14 protein-coding genes are annotated in these 21195 nt (G+C 33.3%); 12 read left to right on the top strand and 2 right to left on the bottom strand.

Annotation, left to right across the window (positions count from 1 at the left end; all coding sequences use genetic code 11):
- The first annotated feature begins 315 nt into the window (after positions 1 to 315).
- From OZP06_RS12545 to OZP06_RS12510, 8 genes are all read left to right on the top strand, one after another.
- A complete protein-coding gene (locus OZP06_RS12545) occupies positions 316 to 2607 on the top strand; it encodes a DNA topoisomerase 3 (RefSeq protein WP_281323783.1) in 2292 nt (763 codons plus the stop codon).
- A 237-nt stretch (positions 2608 to 2844) separates the two neighbouring features.
- Complete coding sequence (locus tag OZP06_RS12540; RefSeq protein WP_269222147.1) at positions 2845 to 3324, top strand: DUF6265 family protein; 480 nt, start codon at positions 2845 to 2847, stop codon at positions 3322 to 3324.
- A 652-nt stretch (positions 3325 to 3976) separates the two neighbouring features.
- Positions 3977 to 5494 (top strand): ankyrin repeat domain-containing protein, encoded by a 1518-nt coding sequence (locus tag OZP06_RS12535; protein ID WP_269222146.1) that lies wholly within the window; start codon positions 3977 to 3979, stop codon positions 5492 to 5494.
- A 62-nt stretch (positions 5495 to 5556) separates the two neighbouring features.
- Complete coding sequence (locus OZP06_RS12530; protein WP_269222145.1) at positions 5557 to 6036, top strand: DUF2271 domain-containing protein; 480 nt, start codon at positions 5557 to 5559, stop codon at positions 6034 to 6036.
- A 120-nt stretch (positions 6037 to 6156) separates the two neighbouring features.
- Complete coding sequence (locus OZP06_RS12525) at positions 6157 to 8334, top strand: PepSY domain-containing protein (RefSeq protein ID WP_281323782.1); 2178 nt, start codon at positions 6157 to 6159, stop codon at positions 8332 to 8334.
- 36 nt (positions 8335 to 8370) lie between these two features.
- Positions 8371 to 9372: an FAD:protein FMN transferase gene (locus OZP06_RS12520; RefSeq protein ID WP_269222142.1), complete on the top strand. Its 1002-nt coding sequence runs from the start codon at positions 8371 to 8373 to the stop codon at positions 9370 to 9372.
- Between the two features lie 229 nt (positions 9373 to 9601).
- Positions 9602 to 9727, top strand: coding sequence for a hypothetical protein (locus OZP06_RS12515; protein ID WP_281323781.1), 126 nt, complete (start codon positions 9602 to 9604; stop codon positions 9725 to 9727).
- A 109-nt stretch (positions 9728 to 9836) separates the two neighbouring features.
- Positions 9837 to 12155 carry a TonB-dependent siderophore receptor gene (locus tag OZP06_RS12510; RefSeq protein WP_269222141.1) on the top strand — a complete coding sequence of 773 codons (2319 nt, stop codon included), beginning with the start codon at positions 9837 to 9839 and terminating at the stop codon, positions 12153 to 12155.
- A 641-nt stretch (positions 12156 to 12796) separates the two neighbouring features.
- Here OZP06_RS12510 and OZP06_RS12505 read toward each other — a convergent pair.
- Positions 12797 to 15430, bottom strand: coding sequence for a valine--tRNA ligase (locus OZP06_RS12505; protein WP_269222140.1), 2634 nt, complete (start codon positions 15428 to 15430; stop codon positions 12797 to 12799).
- 160 nt (positions 15431 to 15590) lie between these two features.
- On the opposite strand from OZP06_RS12505, the gene OZP06_RS12500 reads away from it, so the two are divergent.
- The gene (locus OZP06_RS12500) at positions 15591 to 15980 is read left to right on the top strand and encodes a DUF1573 domain-containing protein (protein ID WP_281240325.1); all 390 of its coding nucleotides are present in this window, start codon (positions 15591 to 15593) and stop codon (positions 15978 to 15980) included.
- A 45-nt stretch (positions 15981 to 16025) separates the two neighbouring features.
- Here the strand turns inward: OZP06_RS12500 and OZP06_RS12495 are convergent, their stop codons facing one another.
- Positions 16026 to 17357: a PDZ domain-containing protein gene (locus tag OZP06_RS12495; protein WP_269222139.1), complete on the bottom strand. Its 1332-nt coding sequence runs from the start codon at positions 17355 to 17357 to the stop codon at positions 16026 to 16028.
- A gap of 126 nt (positions 17358 to 17483) precedes the next feature.
- On the opposite strand from OZP06_RS12495, the gene OZP06_RS12490 reads away from it, so the two are divergent.
- The 3 genes from OZP06_RS12490 (at position 17484) to cysS (ending at position 21156) form a co-directional block, all read left to right on the top strand.
- On the top strand, positions 17484 to 18680 hold the full coding sequence (locus OZP06_RS12490; RefSeq protein ID WP_269222138.1) for a pyridoxal phosphate-dependent aminotransferase: 1197 nt from the start codon (positions 17484 to 17486) through the stop codon (positions 18678 to 18680).
- A gap of 191 nt (positions 18681 to 18871) precedes the next feature.
- A complete protein-coding gene (folE, locus tag OZP06_RS12485; RefSeq protein ID WP_269222137.1) occupies positions 18872 to 19543 on the top strand; it encodes a GTP cyclohydrolase I FolE in 672 nt (223 codons plus the stop codon).
- A 134-nt stretch (positions 19544 to 19677) separates the two neighbouring features.
- Complete coding sequence (gene cysS / locus OZP06_RS12480; RefSeq protein WP_269222136.1) at positions 19678 to 21156, top strand: cysteine--tRNA ligase; 1479 nt, start codon at positions 19678 to 19680, stop codon at positions 21154 to 21156.
- Positions 21157 to 21195 lie beyond the last annotated feature (39 nt).

Below are 21195 nucleotides of genomic sequence, written 5' to 3'. Positions count from 1 at the left end.
TATACCATCGCTAATTTTTCCAAAGGTGGTGTCTAATTTTATACATAGTTGTATTTAAACATTGTAATGTTTGAGTTTGATTTATTGCATTTCCTATCCCAATTATAACGTGCCGCTTCTCAAAATATAATTTATCCAATCGATTTCATATTGTGGATTATCGCTTTTTGAGGACTATAAGATTTGATATCAAAGACCAACAATTATTTTATCTTTAAAAAAATATTTACTTATCCCCGTTCATAACTCCATTAAATTTCATTTCAATACCAATTTCTAAATTCCTAATTTGCGGCTTCAAATAAGAAGTAAAAAATGAAGGTCTGTATTGCCGAAAAACCAAGTGTAGCACGCGAAATCGCATCCGTTTTGGGAGCCAATACCAAACACGATGGCTATTACGAAGGCAATGGCTATCAGGTCACTTATACTTTTGGGCATCTTTGTACCTTAAAAGAACCGAACGATTACAAACCCCACTGGAAAAGCTGGGACTTGAACAACCTGCCCATGCTTCCCGACAAATTTGAAACCAAAGTTGTCGAAAATTCAGGAATACAAAAGCAATTCAGAATTGTAAAATCTTTATTTGATAAAGCCGAATTGGTTATTAACTGCGGGGATGCTGGACAAGAAGGAGAACTCATTCAGCGCTGGGTTATGAATGAAGCGAATTACAAAGGGGAAGTAAAACGCTTGTGGATTTCATCCTTAACCACCGAAGCCATCAAAGAAGGTTTTGACAACCTAAAACCATCTGCCAACTACGATAATTTATACTATGCAGGGTTTTCCAGAGCCATTGGCGACTGGTTATTGGGTATGAACGCCACGCGTTTGTATACCGTAAAACATGGTGGATACAAACAAGTGCTGTCTATCGGACGGGTGCAAACGCCAACCTTAGCCATGGTGGTAGACCGCTTTTTGGCCATTGAAAATTTCAAACCTCAACCCTACTGGGAATTACAAACTTTATACAGAGAAACACTTTTTAGTTATGAGGAAGGTCGTTTTCTAAATAAAGAAGATGGTGAACTTCTCGCCGATAAAGTTAAAGAAAGTGACTTTGAAATTGTTACTGTCGAAAAAAAGAATGGTAATGAGTATGCCCCTAAATTATTCGATTTAACAGGTTTACAAGTATATTGCAATACCAAATTTGGTTTTACAGCAGATGAAACACTAAAAATCGTTCAGACATTGTATGAACAAAAAGTAGTCACTTACCCGAGAGTCGATACCACGTTTTTACCAAACGATATCTATCCAAAAGTACCTGGTATTCTGCAAAATTTAACCAATTATGCCGCATTAACGCAGCCACTTTTGGGAAAAAAGATTAAAAAATCGCCTAAGATTTTCAACGACAAAAAAGTAACCGATCACCATGCAATTATCCCGACTGGCATACAATCCAATTTGCAATACAATCAGCAGCAAGTGTATGATATTATTACAAAACGTTTTATTGCGGTCTTTTATGATGATTGTTTAGTAGCCAACACTACTGTAACTGGAAAAGCAGCCGATGTATTATTTAAAACCACCGGAAAAGAAATCTTAAAAAAAGGATTTCGAATTGTCTTTGAAGACCCAAACGCCAAAGAAAAAGAAGCCGATATTCTGCCAAGTTTTGTTGTGGGTGAAAAAGGACCACACGAACCCTCCTTTTTAGAAAAAGAAACCAAACCACCCAATCAGTTTACCGAGGCTACCCTATTGCGTGCCATGGAAACTGCTGGCAAGCAAGTCGATGATGAAGATTTGCGTGAACTAATGAAAGAAAACGGTATTGGACGACCATCTACACGGGCCAATATTATTGAAACTCTTTTTAGACGCCAATACATCATTCGAAACAAAAAACAAGTTTTACCAACACCAACAGGGATTCAGTTGATTGAAACCATTCAAAATGAATTAATAAAGTCGGCAGAGCTTACTGGTTCTTGGGAAAAACAATTGAAAGATATTGAAAAAGGGGAGTTTACCGCTGGTGCATTCATAAACAATATGAAACAGATGGTAGAAGCCTTGGTATACGAAGTACGAAGTGAAACTAAGCGTGCCAATATTTCGCATGCAGGAAGTATTCAAAAACAAGTTGCCACCATAGAGAAAAAGAAAGCGGCCGGAATTCTGGCGGAAATCTGTCCGAAATGCAAAAAAGGAAGCTTGATAAAAGGGAAATCGGCTTATGGTTGCAGTGAATACAAAGCGGATTGTAGTTTTGTATTGCCGTATAGTTTTGCCGAGAAAAAAATATCAGAGAATCAATATTTGAGATTGCTTCAAAAAGGTTCTACCGTAAATTTAAAAGATTTCAAAACCGATATCGGCACTGTGGAAGGTTTGCTCCGTTTTGATGAAAATTTCAAATTGATATTAGAACCAAAGAAAACTGCCCTAAAACCAACACCTGATGAATTAACGTGTCCGAAATGCAAAAAAGGAACAGTTCTAAAAGGAAAAACGGCTTATGGCTGCGGCGATTATAAATTGGGATGTGATTTTAAAGTGACTTTTGATGTAGTTAGAGAAAAACTGAAAGACCAAAAACCAACTAAAGAACTGGTTTACAAAATTTTAATAGACAACATTTAAAACATATAAGCCATATAAGTAAAAAACAAGTTTGTTAGATTATCCAAAAGAAAATAGAAGTGAATACCTTGATTGTAATAGGTAACTTTTATTAAATGAACTGTTTTTACCTTTATTCTATTCAAATTAAAAACTTATATGACTTATAGAGTAAGCCTTTGATTCAAAAATTTAAAGACATCACTAATCTATTTTTTCTTAATTTAGCCTTTCTAACAACATTAAATAGTTACTCAAATGTTTCAAAAAATAACCCTTATATTGCTTTTATTAGCCATTGTTTCCTGTAAAAACTCGGAATCAAATGAAAAAGACAAAATAAAATCGGCCAACTGGTTGCTTGGAAAATGGGAAACCAAAACCGCTGATGGCACGCTTTCCGAAAGCTGGAAACAACTCAATGACAGCACTTTTCAAGGAGAATCTTTTTTTATCAAAAACAAAGATACTTTGCATTTAGAGACAATAAAATTGCAACAAAAAAGAGAAGAATTATTTTATTACGCCAAGGTAAAAGGACAAGACAATGATAAACCTGTTCCTTTTAAAATGACAATTGCAACCGAAAAACAACTGGTTTTTGAAAATCCTAAACACGATTATCCGCAAAAAATCAACTATAACCAAATAACAAAAGACAGCATGATTGCTGAAATTTCTGGAGTTCAACTCGGGAAACCAACTTCGGAAAAATTTGGAATGAAGAAAATAGAATAAAAGACAACTTTTTAATCCAGTACCAAAACGCAACTACAAAACACTGTTTTTTTTTATAAATAAAATTAAAAAGACGTTTATGTATGCTTTTTTATTTTTTTTAAAACCTTTTAAAATACCTTCTTATTTTAAATCACTTGTTTTTAGTTAAAATTAACTCGTTGGGTGTAATTCATAAAATTTTTATAAAACACATAAAAACATAGACTTTATTTTAAAAAAGAATATCAAAAAGAAATATATTTCTTACGCATAGATCACTATGTGTGTTTAAAATAAGTGAAACGCCTCTTTTTTGAACTTAGAAAATCTAAGTTTCTAAGTGTTTAAAATAATTGCACCCAACGGGTTAAACTTAGCTTTCATTAATGACAAACAAAAAATGCAAAAATTGTTTTTAAAATAATTAATAAAGAACAACCAAATTACCAATAATTCCATTACAACTTTAAACCTTTTTATTTTTTAGTAGTCCAAAACAAAAAATTAAACCCATAAAACAATTGTCAATGTATTATTTATTTTTACATTTGTATTATTTTTATTTATTCTAAATAAGAATATTATCGATTTAATTTTTTTCAAACAAAGAAGAAAACCCATTATATGAGCTATCTCAATTAAGGGCAATTCTTCAAAAAAAATAACTCTTATGAAAAATATTTTTTTAATTTCTTTTTCCATTTTCATCGTTGTATTTGCAAATGCGCAACAAAAAAATACGCTTTTGGAACAATCCTTTTGGAAAACGTCCCCGGATGTTGCAACAGTACAAACTGAAATCGCAAAGGGCAACAATCCTTCTGCATTAAATGACAGATCCTTTGATGCAGTAGTCATGGCAATTAACAACGATGCTCCTAACGCCACTATAAAATTCTTATTGGAACAACCTGGAAATGGAGTCAATAAATCGACACACGATAATCGTATTTACTTGCACTGGGCCTCTGGAAAAGGAAATCTAGAAATCATAGAATACCTTATCGCCAAAGGTTCAGATCTTACTTTAGAAGACAGTCACGGTGCCTTGCCAATAACTTCCGCAGCAAATAATGGCGTAAACACTACCGCTGTTTATGAAGCTTTTTTTAAAGCTGGGGTAGACCCAAAGAAAAAATACGCCAATGGAACCAATTTGTTACTAATGGCTATTCCTTTTGACAAAGACTTAACACTTTCCAACTATTTCGTTTCCAAAGGAATGTCTTTCAAAGATATAGACCAAGATGGCAGTACAGCATTTGATTGTGCTGCAAGAACTGGAAACTTAACTTTATTAAAATTAATTTTAGAAAAAGGGGTTCAACCAACCGATAATGCAATACTATTTGCTGCTCAAGGTTCACGAAGAGATGCTAATACATTAGAAACCTACAAATACCTGATTGAAGACTTAAAACTTAAGCCAACTGTTACTAACAATGACGGACAAAATGCACTTCATTTTTTAGTAACAAAAGCCAAACAAACAGAAATCATCAATTACTTTCTAGCAAAAGGAATTGATGCAAACAAACCTGATAACGATGGCAACACACCGTTAATGATTGCCGCTTCGGGAAGAGATTACAATGGAACTTTAGAGCAATTCCTACCGATTATAAAAAATATAAATGCACAAAACAAAAAAGGAGAATCGGCTTTAACTAAAGCCATTCAAACTGGAACTCCTGAAAACGCATCGCTACTTTTGGATAAGGGTGCAGTTATAAATGTTTTGGACAAAAACGGTAATAATTTAGCCTTTTATCTGATTGATTCGTATCGACCACAAATGGGAATGGGCCGAGGTCCTGAAACTAGTAATGGTCAAAAGCAAGATCCTTTTACTTCCAAAATAAAACTACTTCAAGATAAAGGATTAAACTTGGCAACTCCACAAAAAGATGGCAATACATTATACCATTTTGCAATTATCAAAAATGATATAAATTTACTTATAAAAATAGCTGATCTAAATATAGATGTAAATGCCAAAAACAAAGATGGTTTAACCGCATTGCACAAAGCTGCAATGATTTCTAAAGATGATAGCATTCTAAAATACCTACTAACTATTGGAGCAAAAAAAGAAATTAAGACCGAGTTTGACGAAAGTGTATATACTTTAGCAAAAGAAAATGAATCCCTTACAAAAAATAAAATCGATTTAGAATTTTTAAAATAACAATGAAAAAGTACTAAATAAAAAATACGTTCCAAACTCAAAATCCATAATTCAAAACATAAATGAAATCAATACTAAAAATAAGCCTAATTGCATTAATCTGCATTTCATCTTTCCAAGCCTCAGCACAAACCAGCAAATACAAATGCATGCTACAAATGTCTAATTATATGGGGGAAGGAGCCTATATCGTGGTTTCAATTGTTAATGCCAAAGGCGAATACGACAAAACCCTTTATGTAATGGGGGATAACAAAAAATGGTATAAAACCCTTAAGGAATGGCATAAATTCTATTCTAAAAAACCAACGGATATCAGTGCGAAAACTGGCGCCTCTGTTACTGGTGGTGACCGTAGCATTACAACTCTGGAAATTGAAGACAACAAAATTAACAAAGGATATAAATTACGCTTTGAAACAGCAGTAGAAGACAATAAATACTACACATCGGATCTTGAAATCCCATTAACTACCGAAGGAATTGCGGCAAAGACCGAAGGCAAAGGATACATCCGATACGTAAGATTGAATAAAATATAAATGTTAAACTTTTTTATCTGCTAAAATTTGCTAAATCTGAGTGTTATTGTTTTTACTAAGATTTAATAGATTTTAGCAGATTTTTTTTCCAACCAATAATTCCTAAAACACAATTTATCAATGACTCTTTCTTTTTGGCGTTATTCACACTTGGCTTTGGCTTTGTTTTCATCTTTGTTTTTGATATTGGCATCCATTACAGGAACCTTGCTTGCGCTAGATGCTATTCAGGAGAAAACACTACCCTACAAAGTTGAAAATTTCGAAAAAATAACACTTGGTGAAACCTTACCGATACTGCGCAAAACCTATCCAGAAATAACCGAATTAAGCATTGACCACAATCATTTTGTTACACTTCAAGCCATTGATCAAAACGACAATGATGTAAATGCATATATTGACCCAAGAACTGGCAAAATAATAGGCAGTCCCATAAAAAAAAGTGAATTTATCCATTGGGTTACAGCACTACATCGTTCTTTATTCCTCAAAGAAACTGGGCGGTTTATTGTCGGGGTTATTTCGTTTCTGTTAGCTCTCATTTCTATTTCGGGATTTGCATTACTACTTAACCGACAAAGAACTATTCGCGGGTTTTTCTCAAAAATCATAAAAGAAAACTTTGCTCAATATTTTCATATCATTTTAGGAAGATTATCTCTTATTCCTATTCTGATACTTGCCCTTTCGGGAACATATTTAACCCTAGAAAAGTTTAATTTCTTTATCGAAAAAAAAGAAACCAATTCAGAAGTCAAAACTATTGATTTAAAAGAGGCTCCTGTTCTCAATAGTATCTTATTGGCAGATATCCAGAAAATAGAATTTCCTTTTTCAGACGATCCCGAAGAGTATTATAATATTAAATTAAATGACCGTGAAATCGAAGTCAATCAAATCACTGGGATAATCATTAGGAAAACAACATCTCCCATTACAACTCAATTATCAAACTTGAGCCTTGATTTACATACAGGTAGAGCCAGTATTTTATGGGCTATACTTTTAGGAATAGCGAGTTTAAATATTCTCTTTTTTATCTACTCCGGTTTTGCCATGACCCTAAAACGAAGGTCGAATCGCATTAAAAACAAGTTCAAAGCCGAAGAAAGCAAATTCATTTTATTGGTTGGTTCAGAAAACGGCATTACACTTCGATTTGCAAATGCCATTCAAAAACAATTACTGGCCTATGGAGAAAAAGCTTTTATTGCGGAGTTAAATGCTTATTCGTCTTTTCCAAAAGCAGAACATCTTCTCCTATTTACCTCGACACATGGATCGGGAGACGCGCCTTCGAATGCAAGTAAATTTTCAGAATTGCTTAACAAAATTGAACAAAAGCAAAAAATCAAAGTTTCAGTGATTGGTTTTGGTTCAAAAGCCTATCCTGATTTTTGCGGTTATGCTCGTGAAATTGACAACTTGTTGGCTAAACAAATTTGGACCGAACGCATTTTAGAATTACAAACGATAAACGATAAATCGGCTGTAGAATTTGTAAGGTGGGTTAAATTATGGAGTGCCAAAACTGGAATTTCACTTTCTACTACCCCGTCAATATACAATGATGTTCCGAAAGATTTGGAAAAATTGGTGGTACTAGAAAAAACAACTATTGCAAGTAACGGATTTACCTTTATACTAACTCTTAAAACGAATAGAAATACAAAATTTGAATCAGGTGACTTACTGGCTATTTATCCAGAAAATGACTCCCGAGAGCGTCTCTATTCCATCGGAAAGAGCAATGGCAACATACAATTGGCAGTCAAACTGCATCCTTCTGGTATAGGTTCTGGCTATTTATACAATCTCGAACCCGGTGAAGTCATAAAAGCTAGAATCATCAAAAACCCCACTTTTCATTTCCCAAAAAAAGTTACCAAAGTAGCGTTGATTTCAAACGGTACTGGCATCGCACCATTTTTAGGAATGATTGATCAAAACAAGAAAAAAACAGAAATTCATTTGTATTCTGGGTTTCGAAAAGCAACTGAAACCGTTTTAGGGTATAAAAAGTTCGCCAATAAAATGATTGAAAAACAGCAACTCAAAAGTTTTAATTTGGCTTTATCCCGAGAAGAAGAACATCACTATGTAATGGATTTAATAAGACGAGATACCCAATTTTTTATCGATTTGTTAATGAATGGTGGTATTGTAATGCTTTGCGGATCGCTTGCTATGCAAAAGGATGTGGAATCTGTACTTGATGAATTGTGTTTAGCCAAATCAAATACTGGAATTGCATATTATAAATCAAATGGACAAGTGCTATCGGACTGTTATTAGTTTTAAAAATATTGCCACAGATTTAAAATATACTTTATGTCAGTCAAACACCAATTTCTATGTCTTTTTTTAATCCTTTGCTCCTTCACAAGCAACTGCCAAGTCTTACGTAAAAGAACTACCTTACTCATGGGCGGACGATTCGACATTACGATTGTAGCCCAAGATTCGCTTTCGGCAGAACAAAATATAGACGAAGTTATTGCCGAAATCACCCGAATTGAATATGTAATATCCGATTGGAAATCGACCACCCAAATATCCGAAGTAAATCAAAATGCGGGAATTCGTCCTGTGAAAGTAGATCGAGAAGTTTTTGAATTAACACAAAGAGCCATTCATTTTTCTGAAATTACAAATGGAGGCTTCGACATCAGCTTTGCGGCAATGGACCAAATCTGGAAATTTGATGGCTCGATGACCGAAATGCCTTCTGCGGAAGCGATTCAAAAATCGATTGAAAAAGTGGGATATAAAAACATCATATTGGACAGTGATCATTCTACTATTTTTTTAAAATTAAAAGGCATGAAAATTGGATTTGGCGCCTTAGGAGAAGGATATGCAACTGATAAATGCAGAGCTATCATGCGGGAAAAAGGAATCAAAGCCGGAATTATAAATGGATCTGGAGACATGAGCACTTGGGGAAAACAGCCTAATGGAAAAGATTGGAATATTGGCATTACAAATCCCTTTAAAACTGATAAACTTATTGCTATTGTTCCAATAAATAATGGTGCAGTTACCACCTCAGGAAACTATGAAAAATTTGTGGTTCTTGATGGGAAACGCTATTCTCATATTATCAATCCAGCAACTGGCTACCCAGCAACAGGCCTATGTAGTGTGACAGTTATTGGTCCAAATGCTGAAACAGCAAATGGCTTAAGTACTTCAATAATGGTATTGGGGAAAACTGCAGGTTTGGAATTACTCAACCAATTTCCAGATTATAGTTGTGTAATGATTACAGATGATGGAAAAGTAGTAAAATCAAAAAACTTCCGCATCAAGAAATTTAAGGCAAAACTTTAATATTCGCTTTATCTACTTTCTGTTTTATAGCTTATACTGAATCAAAGATTAAACTAAAATAATCTTATTGTTCAATCTCAATAGAACACCTTTAAAAAATCCTTTTGGTCTTCAGTAAAACCCAGAAGTCACATCCTAACCTTTGATAGGTATTATTCACTTTTTTTTATTGAAAATCATATAAAAAAAGTCTATCTATTAGTAACTACTTTCCTTAAATATTAGAGTTTTGAAAGTAAAACTCCAAAAAATAAAATGGCCAAATATTGAAATTCAACAATACAATTTCAATCACACCTCTCATATCCTTGAATTCAAAGCTCAAAAAAAAACACAATATCCTGTTTTTCAGTAAACTAAATAATTTATAAAATATTATTAATATTTAGTCTAAATAAGTTTGCTGAATTAAAATGTAGGTTTTATATTTGCATTATTATTTTTACTTATTCCAAATAAACGATATGAAATATATTTTACTACACACCATTTTAATACTTTTTAGCTTTTCTCTACAAGCCCAAGAAGTAGCAAATAATACTTCCAAATCCAATGATAATGAATTGTATTATTTCTCAAATGATAGTTTAAAATCAATTAATGATACTGTAAAAAACAAAAAAGGAAATCAATTAAAAGAAGTTATAGTTACAGCAAACAAACTACCAAAACCAGTTAGCGCAATTCGTTCCGGTTTAAAACCAATGGACACACCACAAAGCGTACAAGTAATTGGATCCGAAATTATCGAACAACAGCAATCTATCCGCTTGAGTGAAGTTTTAAAAAATGCCAATGGAGTTTATGTTGGTTCCGCACGTGGTGGTGCTCAAGAATCATTTTTTTCAAGAGGCTACGACATGACTGCTAACAACATGTTCAAAAATGGTTTCCGATATAATGCAGGGTCTATTCCAGAAGTTTCTTCCCTTGACAAAGTAGAATTTCTAAAAGGGAGTTCGGCTTTATTATATGGAAATGTTGCTCCGGGAGGCATCTTGAATTTGGTTACCAAAACACCTTCTTTCAAAAGTGGTGGCGAAATTACAATGCAGTCAGGAAGCTATGCTTATTACAAACCTTCAGTAGATTTTTATGGTCCTTTAAATAAAAATATTGCATACCGTTTTACGGGTTCATACGAAAATGCAGAAAGTTTTAGAGATGTTGTCAAAAGTGAGCGTATCTATTTTAATCCTTCATTTCTTTTTAATATTAGTAAAAAAACACAAATTACATTGCAAGGTGATTATTTAGATGCCGATTGGACACCTGATTTTGGAACTGGAATTATTGGAAAAGAAATTTTAGATTTACCAAGATCAAATTTTTACGGAGCGCTTTGGTCAAATGGAAAAACTAAATCATCAAGTGCATCAGTATTGTTAAATCATGATTTTAATAAAAACTGGAAACTAAATTTTAATAGTTCTTTTCAAAATTACGATAGACAATCAAAATCGACGGCACAATTATCTGGTCTAGAAACTTATCCAACCCCAGGTGACTGGAACAGATCATTAGTTCAGAATAAAAACTTAGAAAAAATATTTGGTAACCAATTAAGCTTACAAGGCACATTCAAAACTGGAGGTATAAATCACCAAGTATTTACTGGTGTTGATTATGAAAATTCATTTGCTACTGCTTATACTTTTCTTTTTGATGAAAAAGCAGTAATGGTTAATGGAAAATATGTTGCCAATCTTTATGACACCATTAATCTTTATACTTTCGATCCTTCAACACAAAGAAACGATATTCCAAATGCTAGAGTTTCAGCAATAGCAAACACAAACACAGATCGTTTTGGTATTTATTTTCAAGATTTAATTTCTTTTTCTGAGCAAATCAAACTTTTAGCTGGTATTCGTTGGTCTTGGCAAGAATCTCAAGTAATTACAGATACCTATACTATCAATCCAACTTCTGTAAAGACTGTAGAGGCTGAAAAGCGAAAAGACCAAGCCTTTACTCCAAAATTAGGATTGGTATATCAACCTACTAAAGAGTTATCATTGTTTGCAAGTTATTCTAGCTCTTTTACCCCAAATACAGGGCTTACAGTTGATGGTGATGTAATAGAAGCTTCAATAATTGACCAATTTGAAATCGGAATAAAAAAAGATTTCTGGAAAGGTATAGTAAGCACCAACGTTACAGTATATCAAATTAACAACAATAATCTAGCACAAACCGCACCTTTTTTGGCTGATGGAGTAACGGTAAACACAAATTCTGCAATTAAACTTTTAGGAGGAGAAACCAAAAGCAAAGGAGTTGAAATTGACATTACAGCCAGACCAATTGAAGGATTTGATATAGTGGCAGGATATAGTTATAATGACATGCGATACACCAAAACTTCAGGAACGAGCGGAAGTTTTGTCGAAGGAGATCGCGTAGCAAGAACGCCAAAAAATACCGCAAATTTAAGTTTCTTCTATACGCTACCATCAGGTATGTTAAAAGGTCTTTCATTTGGAGCCATTGGGAATTATATCGGTGACCGATTAGGTGGTTGGAATGACGATTATCTTTGGACAGAAAATAAACCATCAACTAACCCAAAAACCTATACAGTAACAATCAGAGACCGTGATATTCCCCTTCAAGGATATGCTACAATAGATGCAACTTTAGGATATACTTGGAAAAACATCTCTATCCTATGTAAGTTATCAAATATCACAAATGAATTGAATTATACCGTTCATGAAAATTACAGTGTAAACCCAATTGCACCACGTCAGTTTTTAACAAGTTTGCGATATAGGTTCTAAAACCTCAAGTTTAGTTATATTTTTTTTTAAACTTTTTCTGTCCCTTTCATTTTTTTGAAACACAGAAAAAGTTTTTTTTTAATATTATTTTAAAATGATTTACAATTCTCAAAGCTCAGATTCTAGATTAGACTTAACAGACAAAACTAAATTATTCAATAAATGCAATAGCTAACGGACTATTTAAAAAAAAGAAACAAAGTTCATCGAAAAGCCAATAAATTAAACCACTATAAACTTAAAGTCCATAGATTGGCTTGGCCAACTGAAAGTCTGCGATGTTGAAAAGTAAAATCCACCGCAAATTCGCAAATGTAAAGACTTTGAAAGAAAAAAAATTGCGAATTTGCGGTGGATATTTTTATAACCTGAAAGGAAAATACACTAAAGTACATAGTTTCAACTATTTTTGAGACCAATAAAAACTAATGTGTTATTACAATTGCTTTTTGAAATTAAAAACTTAATTTTGAATAATGCATCGAAGATTCCTTTTGACTAAATAAAAAAGCAAATAATTCAGTTGCAATAGATTTCCAATACAGTTCTGTATTTAATCCATAGCAGATTATAAGCCAAAAAAAATCCCAATCCTGAAAATATTCAGCATTGGGATTTTAAGTTTTAAAAAAATATAGCAACTATTTCAATCCAGCTAAACTATGCTCGATTGTCTCAATTTTTGAAAGGGCATCTGCTTCTTTTTGTCTTTCGTTTGCCAAAACTTTCTCTGGCGCACCAGCCACAAATTTCTCATTTGAAAGTTTATTTTGAACGGATTTTAAGAATCCTTGCGTATAAACCAACTCAGCAGTAAGTTTTGCAATTTCTTCTTCTACATTGATATTTCCTGTAATAGGTATAAAATATTCATTCGATTTTACTCTAAACGATAATGCTCCATCCACTTTATCCGCTACATATTCCAATGAAGTAATGTTCCCTAATTTGGTGACAACCGAATCAAAATAAGTTGAAACTTTATCGTTGTTCATCACTTTCAATTCGATAGTATCTTTAAATGGAATGTTCTTGTCCTTACGAATCGTTCTAATTCCAGAAATCACCTCGATTGTATTTTCAAAATCAGTAATTAATTGCGCATCAAACGGTTTCATTTCTGGCCAAGTCGAAACAATTAATGCTTCCTCTGTTGTTCGTTCTGCCAATATTTGCCATATTTCCTCTGTTAAGAATGGCATAAATGGATGCAATAATTTTAGATTATTTTCTAACATTTCTATCGCTTTCGCAAATGTTACACTGTCAATTGGCTGTTGGTATGCTGGTTTAATCATTTCTAAAAACCAAGAACAGAAATCATCCCAAACTAATTTGTAAATCCCCATTAAAGCATCGGAAATTCTGTATTTTTCAAAATTATCTTCAATCTCCAAAAGAGTCTGTTGCAATTTTGCTTCGTACCATTCGATAGCTACTTTTGAAGACTCCGGTTGAGAAATAGTTGCAGATACTTCCCAACCTTTTATCAATTTGAAAGCATTCCATATTTTATTGGTAAACCCTTTTCCTTGGTTACACAATTCTTCGTCAAACATAATATCATTTCCGGCAGAAGCACTCAAAAGCAACCCAACACGAACTCCATCGGCTCCAAACTTTTCGATTAACTCTAATGGTTCAGGTGAATTCCCTAAAGATTTAGACATTTTTCGACGTTGTTTGTCACGAACTAATCCGGTCAAATACACATTCGTAAAAGGTTTTTTTCCAGTATATTCATATCCTGCAATAATCATTCGCGCCACCCAGAAAAACAAAATATCCGGACCAGTCACTAAATCATTGGTTGGATAATAGTATTTAAAATCTTCACTCTCCGGATCCATAATTCCTCCAAAAACGGACATTGGCCATAACCAAGATGAAAACCAAGTATCTAATGCATCCACATCTTGTCTTAAATCAGAAACTTGAAGTTGAGAATTAGAAGTTTTCAATTTCGCTAAAACCAAAGCTTCATCAATAGTTTCTGCAACCACAAAATCTTCTTTTCCATCTCCATAGAAATAAGCAGGAATTTGTTGTCCCCACCACAATTGACGAGAAATATTCCAATCACGAATATTATTTAACCAGTGTGCATACGTATTGTTAAAACGAGCAGGATGCAATTTAACATCGCCATCTACCAATACGGATTTAATGGCCGGTTTTACTAATTCCTCCATTTTCAAAAACCACTGATCAGACAAACGTGGTTCAATCACTGCTTTGGTTCTTTCTGAAGTACCTACTTTATTTAGATGTGTTTCAGTTTTTGCCAAAGCACCACTATTTTCTAATTCTTGAGTAATCTCGGCACGAACCACAAAACGGTCTTTTCCTTGATAGTGCAGTCCAAAACTATTTAAAGTCGCATCTTCATTAAAAATATCGATAATCTCCAAATTGTGCTTCTCTCCTAGTGTCTTATCATTCATATCATGAGCTGGAGTCACCTTTAAACATCCAGTTCCAAACTCAACATCTACATATTCGTCCTCGATAATCGGAATCACTCTTCCACAAATAGGAACAATCGCTTTTTTTCCTTTCAAATGAGCAAAACGCTCATCATTTGGATTGATACAAATAGCTGTATCCCCAAAAATAGTCTCTGGACGAGTCGTTGCAACTGTCAAAAAATCTTCGCTTCCTTCAATTTTATATTTTAGGAAATATAATTTTCCTTGTTGTTCTTCATAAATAACTTCTTCGTCAGACAAAGTCGTTTTAGCTTCGGGATCCCAATTTACCATTCTATATCCACGATAAATCAACCCTTTATTGTATAAATCCACAAAAGATCGAATTACAGAAGCCGACATATCTGGATCCATAGTGAACTTAGTGCGTTCCCAATCACAAGAACATCCCAATTGTTTCAGTTGATCTAAAATAACTCCACCGTATTTATCCGTCCACTCCCAAGCATGTGCTAAGAATTCCTCACGAGTTAAGTCATTTTTATTAATTCCTTCGGCTTTTAATTTGGCTACAACTTTTGCTTCTGTAGCAATAGAAGCATGATCCGTTCCAGGAACCCAACAAGCGTTAAATCCTTTCAAACGGGCTCTTCGAATCAAAACATCTTGAATGGTATTGTTCAACATGTGTCCCATATGCAATACACCTGTCACATTGGGTGGCGGAATTACAATAGTATATGGTGTTCTATGATCAGGCTCCGAATGGAAATAGTTATTTTTCATCCAGTAGTCATACCACTTATTTTCAATAGTTTTAGCGTCAAATTGTGCAGGAATTGTCATAAAAAAGCAACTTTTAAAACCAAAATTATACTTTGGTTCGATTTTTGTTATTCATATAGAGGACAAAAGTAAATAATTAAGTACAGTATAAAAAGAGAAATAAAAGATTGTGTATTAATTAAAAGATACTATATTTACTTAGCCCACAAAAAACAACAAAATGAAAAAAATAACAGCTTTTATCGTATTGCTATTTTCAAGTAGCTTTATCTTTGCTCAAAGTGGACCAAAAATTGACATTCATCAATCTGAAAACACAGTTGACTATGGAAAAGTGTACAAGTCTAATGACAATGGAATTCGAAACTTTACTTTTACAAATACAGGAGATGCTCCATTGAACATCACTGGAATTCAGTCAACCGCTAGTTGTACCATATTATACAAACCAACTCAAGCCATTGCTCCTGGTAAATCAGATCGAATTGAAATAAAATACAATATGGTTCCGGGGCCAATTCGTAAAACTATTACAGTCGAAACTAACGCTGTGAATTACGAAGAAGGGCGTGTACCTTTAAAAATCAAAGGAGAAGTACTTACAAACTAAAAAAAAGTAAAAAACGTTTTTCAAACTAATTGAAAAACGTTTTTTTTACAACACATCTTTCAATTGAAAAGAAAATTTCAAAACTTGATTATTCCTTTCCACTTCTAAATAAATCCATTTATCCTCTTCTGTTTTAAATAACTCATTAATTTTAGACAAGGAATACAGGTAAGTTGGTTTTTTATTTATTGAAATAATAACATCCCCCACTTTTAAACCACTACTGTCTGCTGGAGAATTTTTCCGGACTTGTGCAACCTCATATATAGGTTTTAAGACAAATTTATACTTGAACTCATTGGTTATATTTTTACCTGTATTATCAAAAGTAATTCCTTTATCAACAGCTACTGTTTGCATTTGAACCGTTTCTTTTACCCACTGCAAACCATTATGTTGTATTTCGACACCACTTTCATTATAGGTAAATGGATCATTGTAATTAGCATTTTTCTTTAAATAAAGTTGTTCGTTTTCATAATCAAAAACTACAGAAAACCTTCTTAAAATTTCACCCCCAACAGAGCCAATTCGATCCTTAACCATTCTCACACTTTTAATAGAACTGGAATCTGGAAAAGCAACAATTGGCAAAATAAATTGATTATTATCAAATGAAAAACGTTTTATTCTCGCCCTTTTCCCTTCTATATCACCACTGAAACCTTTTCCCAAAAAATCATCAAAATTCTTTGTCGGTACAACAATATTTGAGGAAATATTTTGAAACAACCAAATAGAATCACTATTTCCAATATCAATTAATAACTTTACAGAAACAACTTTATCATTTAATAACACCTCCCCTTCCAAATAGGGTTTAAATCGTTCAATTTTGATTGGTGTTTTTTTAAATTTTTTATCTAACTTTTTTCGAATATCAATACCGCTTTTATAAACCACTAACTTTTTACTGGAATAATCAATTCGAATCAAATTATTTTTAAAAAATTGATATCCTATAATGCCATTCACGGGAATTCCAATATGGGACGACAGATTAAAACTTTGATCCAAAATAACATAAACGACCTGTTTTATCGACTTAACACCTGGCAATTCCAATATATTATTTGTTGTTTTCAAACCTTCGATAGCAACATCACTACCTAAGCCTTTTAAAAATATTTTTTCGGAATTGTAAAATTTAACATCCGGATTATCATTTAAACTAAAAAGAATCGTTTCCTCAACTCCAGTATCCAATAAAAAATTCAATTCTACTCCATTTACTTTTATTGGTATAAAAACTAAATTATTGATTAAGATCAGAGGAACAGTTACTTTTTCAATTCCTTTGTCAAATACAAATCCATCTTGCCCAAATACAGGGACAATTGTTAGTATTAAAAGATAAAACACACATTTTATTTTCATTTAGTTATATTTCGATAATATTACCCAATTATACGATAATAATGGATGAAAAACAACAAAATAGATACATTGTTTACAGTGATTTTCAAAAATAAATTGCAAATTTGCACCTCAAATTTTACAATCATGCCTGAAATTTCAATCAGAGGTCGAAGAATGCCGGAATCGCCAATCCGAAAATTGGCTCCTTACGCAGACATAGCTAAAAAAAAGGGTCATAAAGTCTATCATTTAAACATTGGTCAACCCGATATAAAAAGCCCAGAAATTGCAATCAAAGCGATAAAAAATATTGATTTAAGCATCATAGAATATGGTCCTTCCGAAGGATACGAAAGTTATCGAAAAAAACTAGCTGATTTTTACACCAAACAAGATGTAAAAGTAGGCTTTGAAGATATAATGATTACTACTGGCGGTTCTGAAGCCCTTTTGTTTGCTCTTGGAAGCATCATGGATCCCGGAGATGAAGTCATAATTCCAGAACCTTTTTATGCCAATTACAGTGCTTTCTCAGAAGAATCTAGTGCAAAAGTAGTACCTGTAATTTCTACTATTGAAAGTGGATTTACACTCCCTACTATTGAAGAATTTGAAAAAGCAATTACACCAAAAACAAAAGCCATCTTAATTTGCAACCCAAATAATCCAACAGGGTATTTGTATTCAGAATCTGAAATTAAACAACTGGGAGAATTGGTCAAAAAACATGATTTGTTTTTAATTGCAGACGAAGTGTATCGTGAATTTATATATGACGAAAGAGACCTTCACTTTTCTGTGATGAATCTAAAAGGAATTGAACAAAATGTAATCATGATTGATTCGGTTTCTAAAAGATATAGTATGTGTGGCGCTCGAATTGGTTGTATGGTAACAAAAAACAGAGACGTTATTGCTGCTGCAATGAAATTTGCACAAGCGCGTTTATGTCCACCAACAATCGAACAAATAGCTTGTGAAGCGGCAATTGACACCCCTCAAAGTTATTTTGACGAAGTAATAGCAGAATACAAAGAACGAAGAGATATTTTAATTAGCGAATTGAATAAAATCGAAGGCGTGGTTGTAAAGACCCCAAAAGCGGCTTTTTATTGTATTGCACAATTGCCTATTAAAAATGCCGATGATTTTGCGCAATGGCTTTTAGAACAATATGAATTAAATGGTGAAACGGTAATGATAGCACCTGCTGCAGGATTTTACTCGACGCCTGGAGTTGGTTTGAATCAAGTTCGTATTGCTTATGTACTAAAGAAAGAAGATTTAATCAGTGCCGTTCGAATTTTGAAAGAAGCATTGACAGCATACAATTCAAAATAAAGAATAAAATTCACAATTATCAAAAGGCAATATCATTTTTAAGGTATTGCCTTTTTTGATTTGATATCAATTTAATTAATCTTTTCATCAATTATTGCAATAATTAAAAGGCGAAACGATAGAAAATGTTTCCTTTTTATTAATTATCTTTACCCCTTAAAAATAGACACCCATTATAATAGTATCTTTTAATGATAAACAACGAAGAATTTCAAGACGAAATAGGAAACAATCATATTAGTACGAATGCTCAAAATCCAGTAAGAGAGGATGCTTTTGACATTACAGATGAAGAAAAGATTGAAAAAATAAAAAAAGACGTTGAAAACATCCTGCAAACATTGGGAATGGATTTGAATGATGATAGTATAAAAGGAACGCCAAATCGTGTAGCCAAAATGTTTGTAAAAGAAATATTTGGCGGATTGAATCCAGACAAAAAACCAAAAGCTTCTACTTTTGAAAACAATTACAAATATGGAGAAATGTTGGTTGAAAAAAACATTACCCTCTACTCTACTTGCGAACACCATTTATTGCCCATAATCGGGAGAGCACATGTTGCTTATATTTCGAGTGGAAGAGTTATTGGTTTATCAAAAATGAATCGAATCGTTGAACATTATGCAAAAAGACCTCAAGTACAAGAGCGCTTAACAATGCAGATTGTTCAAGAATTGCAATTAGCATTAGGAACAGAAGATGTAGCCTGTGTTATTGATGCCAAACATCTTTGCGTAAATTCTAGAGGAATACAAGACATTGAAAGCAGTACAGTAACCTCTGAATTTGGCGGTAAATTCAAAGATCCTCAAACCAAAAGAGAATTTTTGGATTATATCAAATTGGAAACTAAATTTTAATATTTAGAAAAAATCTCATTATTACCCTAAGGCTCTAGCCCTGATTGAAGTGAAAATCCTTTTTTATCGTTTTTTTCTAACGATAAAAAAGATTGAAATGGAAAGCAGGATAAAGCTCCAAAAAAATAAATTTTATGTCTTTATATAAAAGTCAAACCTTAAAAATATACAATTCTCTTTCGGGAGAAAAAGAAACATTTACACCAATCAACGAAGGAAATGTGGGGATGTATGTTTGTGGACCCACTGTTTACAGCAATGTACATCTTGGAAATGTGAGAACTTTTATGTCATTTGATGTAATTTTCAGATACTTATTGCATTTGGATTACAAAGTGCGTTACGTCCGTAATATTACAGATGTGGGGCATATTGTGGATGATGTTGATGAAGGGGAAGACAAAATTGCCAAAAAAGCACGTTTGGAACAATTGGAACCTATGGAAGTGGTGCAACGCTACACCGTAGATTTTCATGATATTTTGAATGCTTTTAACTTTTTGCCACCGAGTATTGAACCCACAGCAACGGGACATATTATTGAGCAAATTGAAATCATCAAAACCATTATTGATAAAGGAATTGGTTATGAAGCTAATGGATCGGTTTATTTTGATGTAGTCAAGTTTAATGAAACCAATCATTATGGTGTATTAAGTGGCCGTAATATAGAAGATATGCTTTCTAACTCTCGTGATCTTGACGGACAATCGGATAAAAGAAATCCGCAAGATTTTGCCCTATGGAAAAAAGCCGAACCGCAACATATTATGCGTTGGCCTTCGCCATGGAGCGATGGTTTCCCAGGTTGGCACTTAGAATGTACCGCTATGAGTACCAAATATCTTGGGAATCATTTTGATATTCACGGAGGTGGAATGGATTTGAAATTTCCACATCATGAATGTGAAATTGCACAAAATGAAGCTTGTACTGGACATACTCCCGTAAATTATTGGATGCATGCCAATATGTTGACTTTGAATGGCAAAAAAATGGCAAAATCGACTGGAAACAATATCTTGCCAGGTGAAATTTTGACTGGAGACAATGCTTTTTTAAGCAAAGCTTTTTCAGCATCAGTAGCTCGCTTTTTTATGTTGCAAGCGCATTACAGAAGCATTCTGGATTTCTCTGACGAAGCAATTGTGGCAGCCGAAAAAGGTTATAAAAGATTGATGGAAGCAATGGATTCGATAAAAGGGCTTTCTACAAGCACAACTAGTTCGTTAGACATTGCTAGTTGGAAACAATTGTGTTATGATGCCATGAATGATGATTTCAATACGCCAATTCTAATTGCGCAATTGTTTGAAGGAGTGCGTTTTGTTAATTTATTAAAAGACGAAAAAGAAACCTTAAATACAACCGATTTAAAATTACTCACAACAACGATGGAAGCTTTCGTTTTTGATGTATTGGGATTGGAAGAAGAAAAAACCAATGGCAACACTGATAAACTAGAAGGTGTGGTAAATATGCTAATTGGTATGCGCAAGCAAGCCAGAGACAATAAAGATTTTGCATTGTCTGATCAAATTCGGGATCAATTAATAGCTTTAGGCATTCAATTGAAAGACGGAAAAGAAGGAACAACATTTAGTGTTCAGTAGTCAGTTTTTAGTATTCAGACTGAACACTAAAAACTGAAC

The organism is Flavobacterium sp. IMCC34518 (assembly GCF_027111095.2).
Classification (GTDB): Bacteria; Bacteroidota; Bacteroidia; order Flavobacteriales; family Flavobacteriaceae; genus Flavobacterium; species Flavobacterium praedii.
The sequence above is the reverse complement of the archived record's forward strand: the minus strand, read 5'-3'. Positions and strand labels throughout refer to the sequence as shown.

Excerpts from the sequence above, each read along its gene's own strand:
- OZP06_RS12505 (WP_269222140.1), bottom strand. The coding sequence starts at position 15,430 with ATGACAATTCCTGCACAATTTGACGCTAAAACTATTGAAAATAAGTGG.
- OZP06_RS12545 (WP_281323783.1), top strand. The coding sequence starts at position 316 with ATGAAGGTCTGTATTGCCGAAAAACCAAGTGTAGCACGCGAAATCGCA.
- folE (WP_269222137.1), top strand. The coding sequence starts at position 18,872 with ATGATAAACAACGAAGAATTTCAAGACGAAATAGGAAACAATCATATT.
- OZP06_RS12510 (WP_269222141.1), top strand. The coding sequence starts at position 9,837 with ATGAAATATATTTTACTACACACCATTTTAATACTTTTTAGCTTTTCT.
- OZP06_RS12490 (WP_269222138.1), top strand. The coding sequence starts at position 17,484 with ATGCCTGAAATTTCAATCAGAGGTCGAAGAATGCCGGAATCGCCAATC.
- OZP06_RS12525 (WP_281323782.1), top strand. The coding sequence starts at position 6,157 with ATGACTCTTTCTTTTTGGCGTTATTCACACTTGGCTTTGGCTTTGTTT.
- OZP06_RS12530 (WP_269222145.1), top strand. The coding sequence starts at position 5,557 with ATGAAATCAATACTAAAAATAAGCCTAATTGCATTAATCTGCATTTCA.
- OZP06_RS12495 (WP_269222139.1), bottom strand. The coding sequence starts at position 17,357 with ATGAAAATAAAATGTGTGTTTTATCTTTTAATACTAACAATTGTCCCT.
- OZP06_RS12500 (WP_281240325.1), top strand. The coding sequence starts at position 15,591 with ATGAAAAAAATAACAGCTTTTATCGTATTGCTATTTTCAAGTAGCTTT.
- cysS (WP_269222136.1), top strand. The coding sequence starts at position 19,678 with ATGTCTTTATATAAAAGTCAAACCTTAAAAATATACAATTCTCTTTCG.
- OZP06_RS12540 (WP_269222147.1), top strand. The coding sequence starts at position 2,845 with ATGTTTCAAAAAATAACCCTTATATTGCTTTTATTAGCCATTGTTTCC.
- OZP06_RS12535 (WP_269222146.1), top strand. The coding sequence starts at position 3,977 with ATGAAAAATATTTTTTTAATTTCTTTTTCCATTTTCATCGTTGTATTT.
- OZP06_RS12520 (WP_269222142.1), top strand. The coding sequence starts at position 8,371 with ATGTCAGTCAAACACCAATTTCTATGTCTTTTTTTAATCCTTTGCTCC.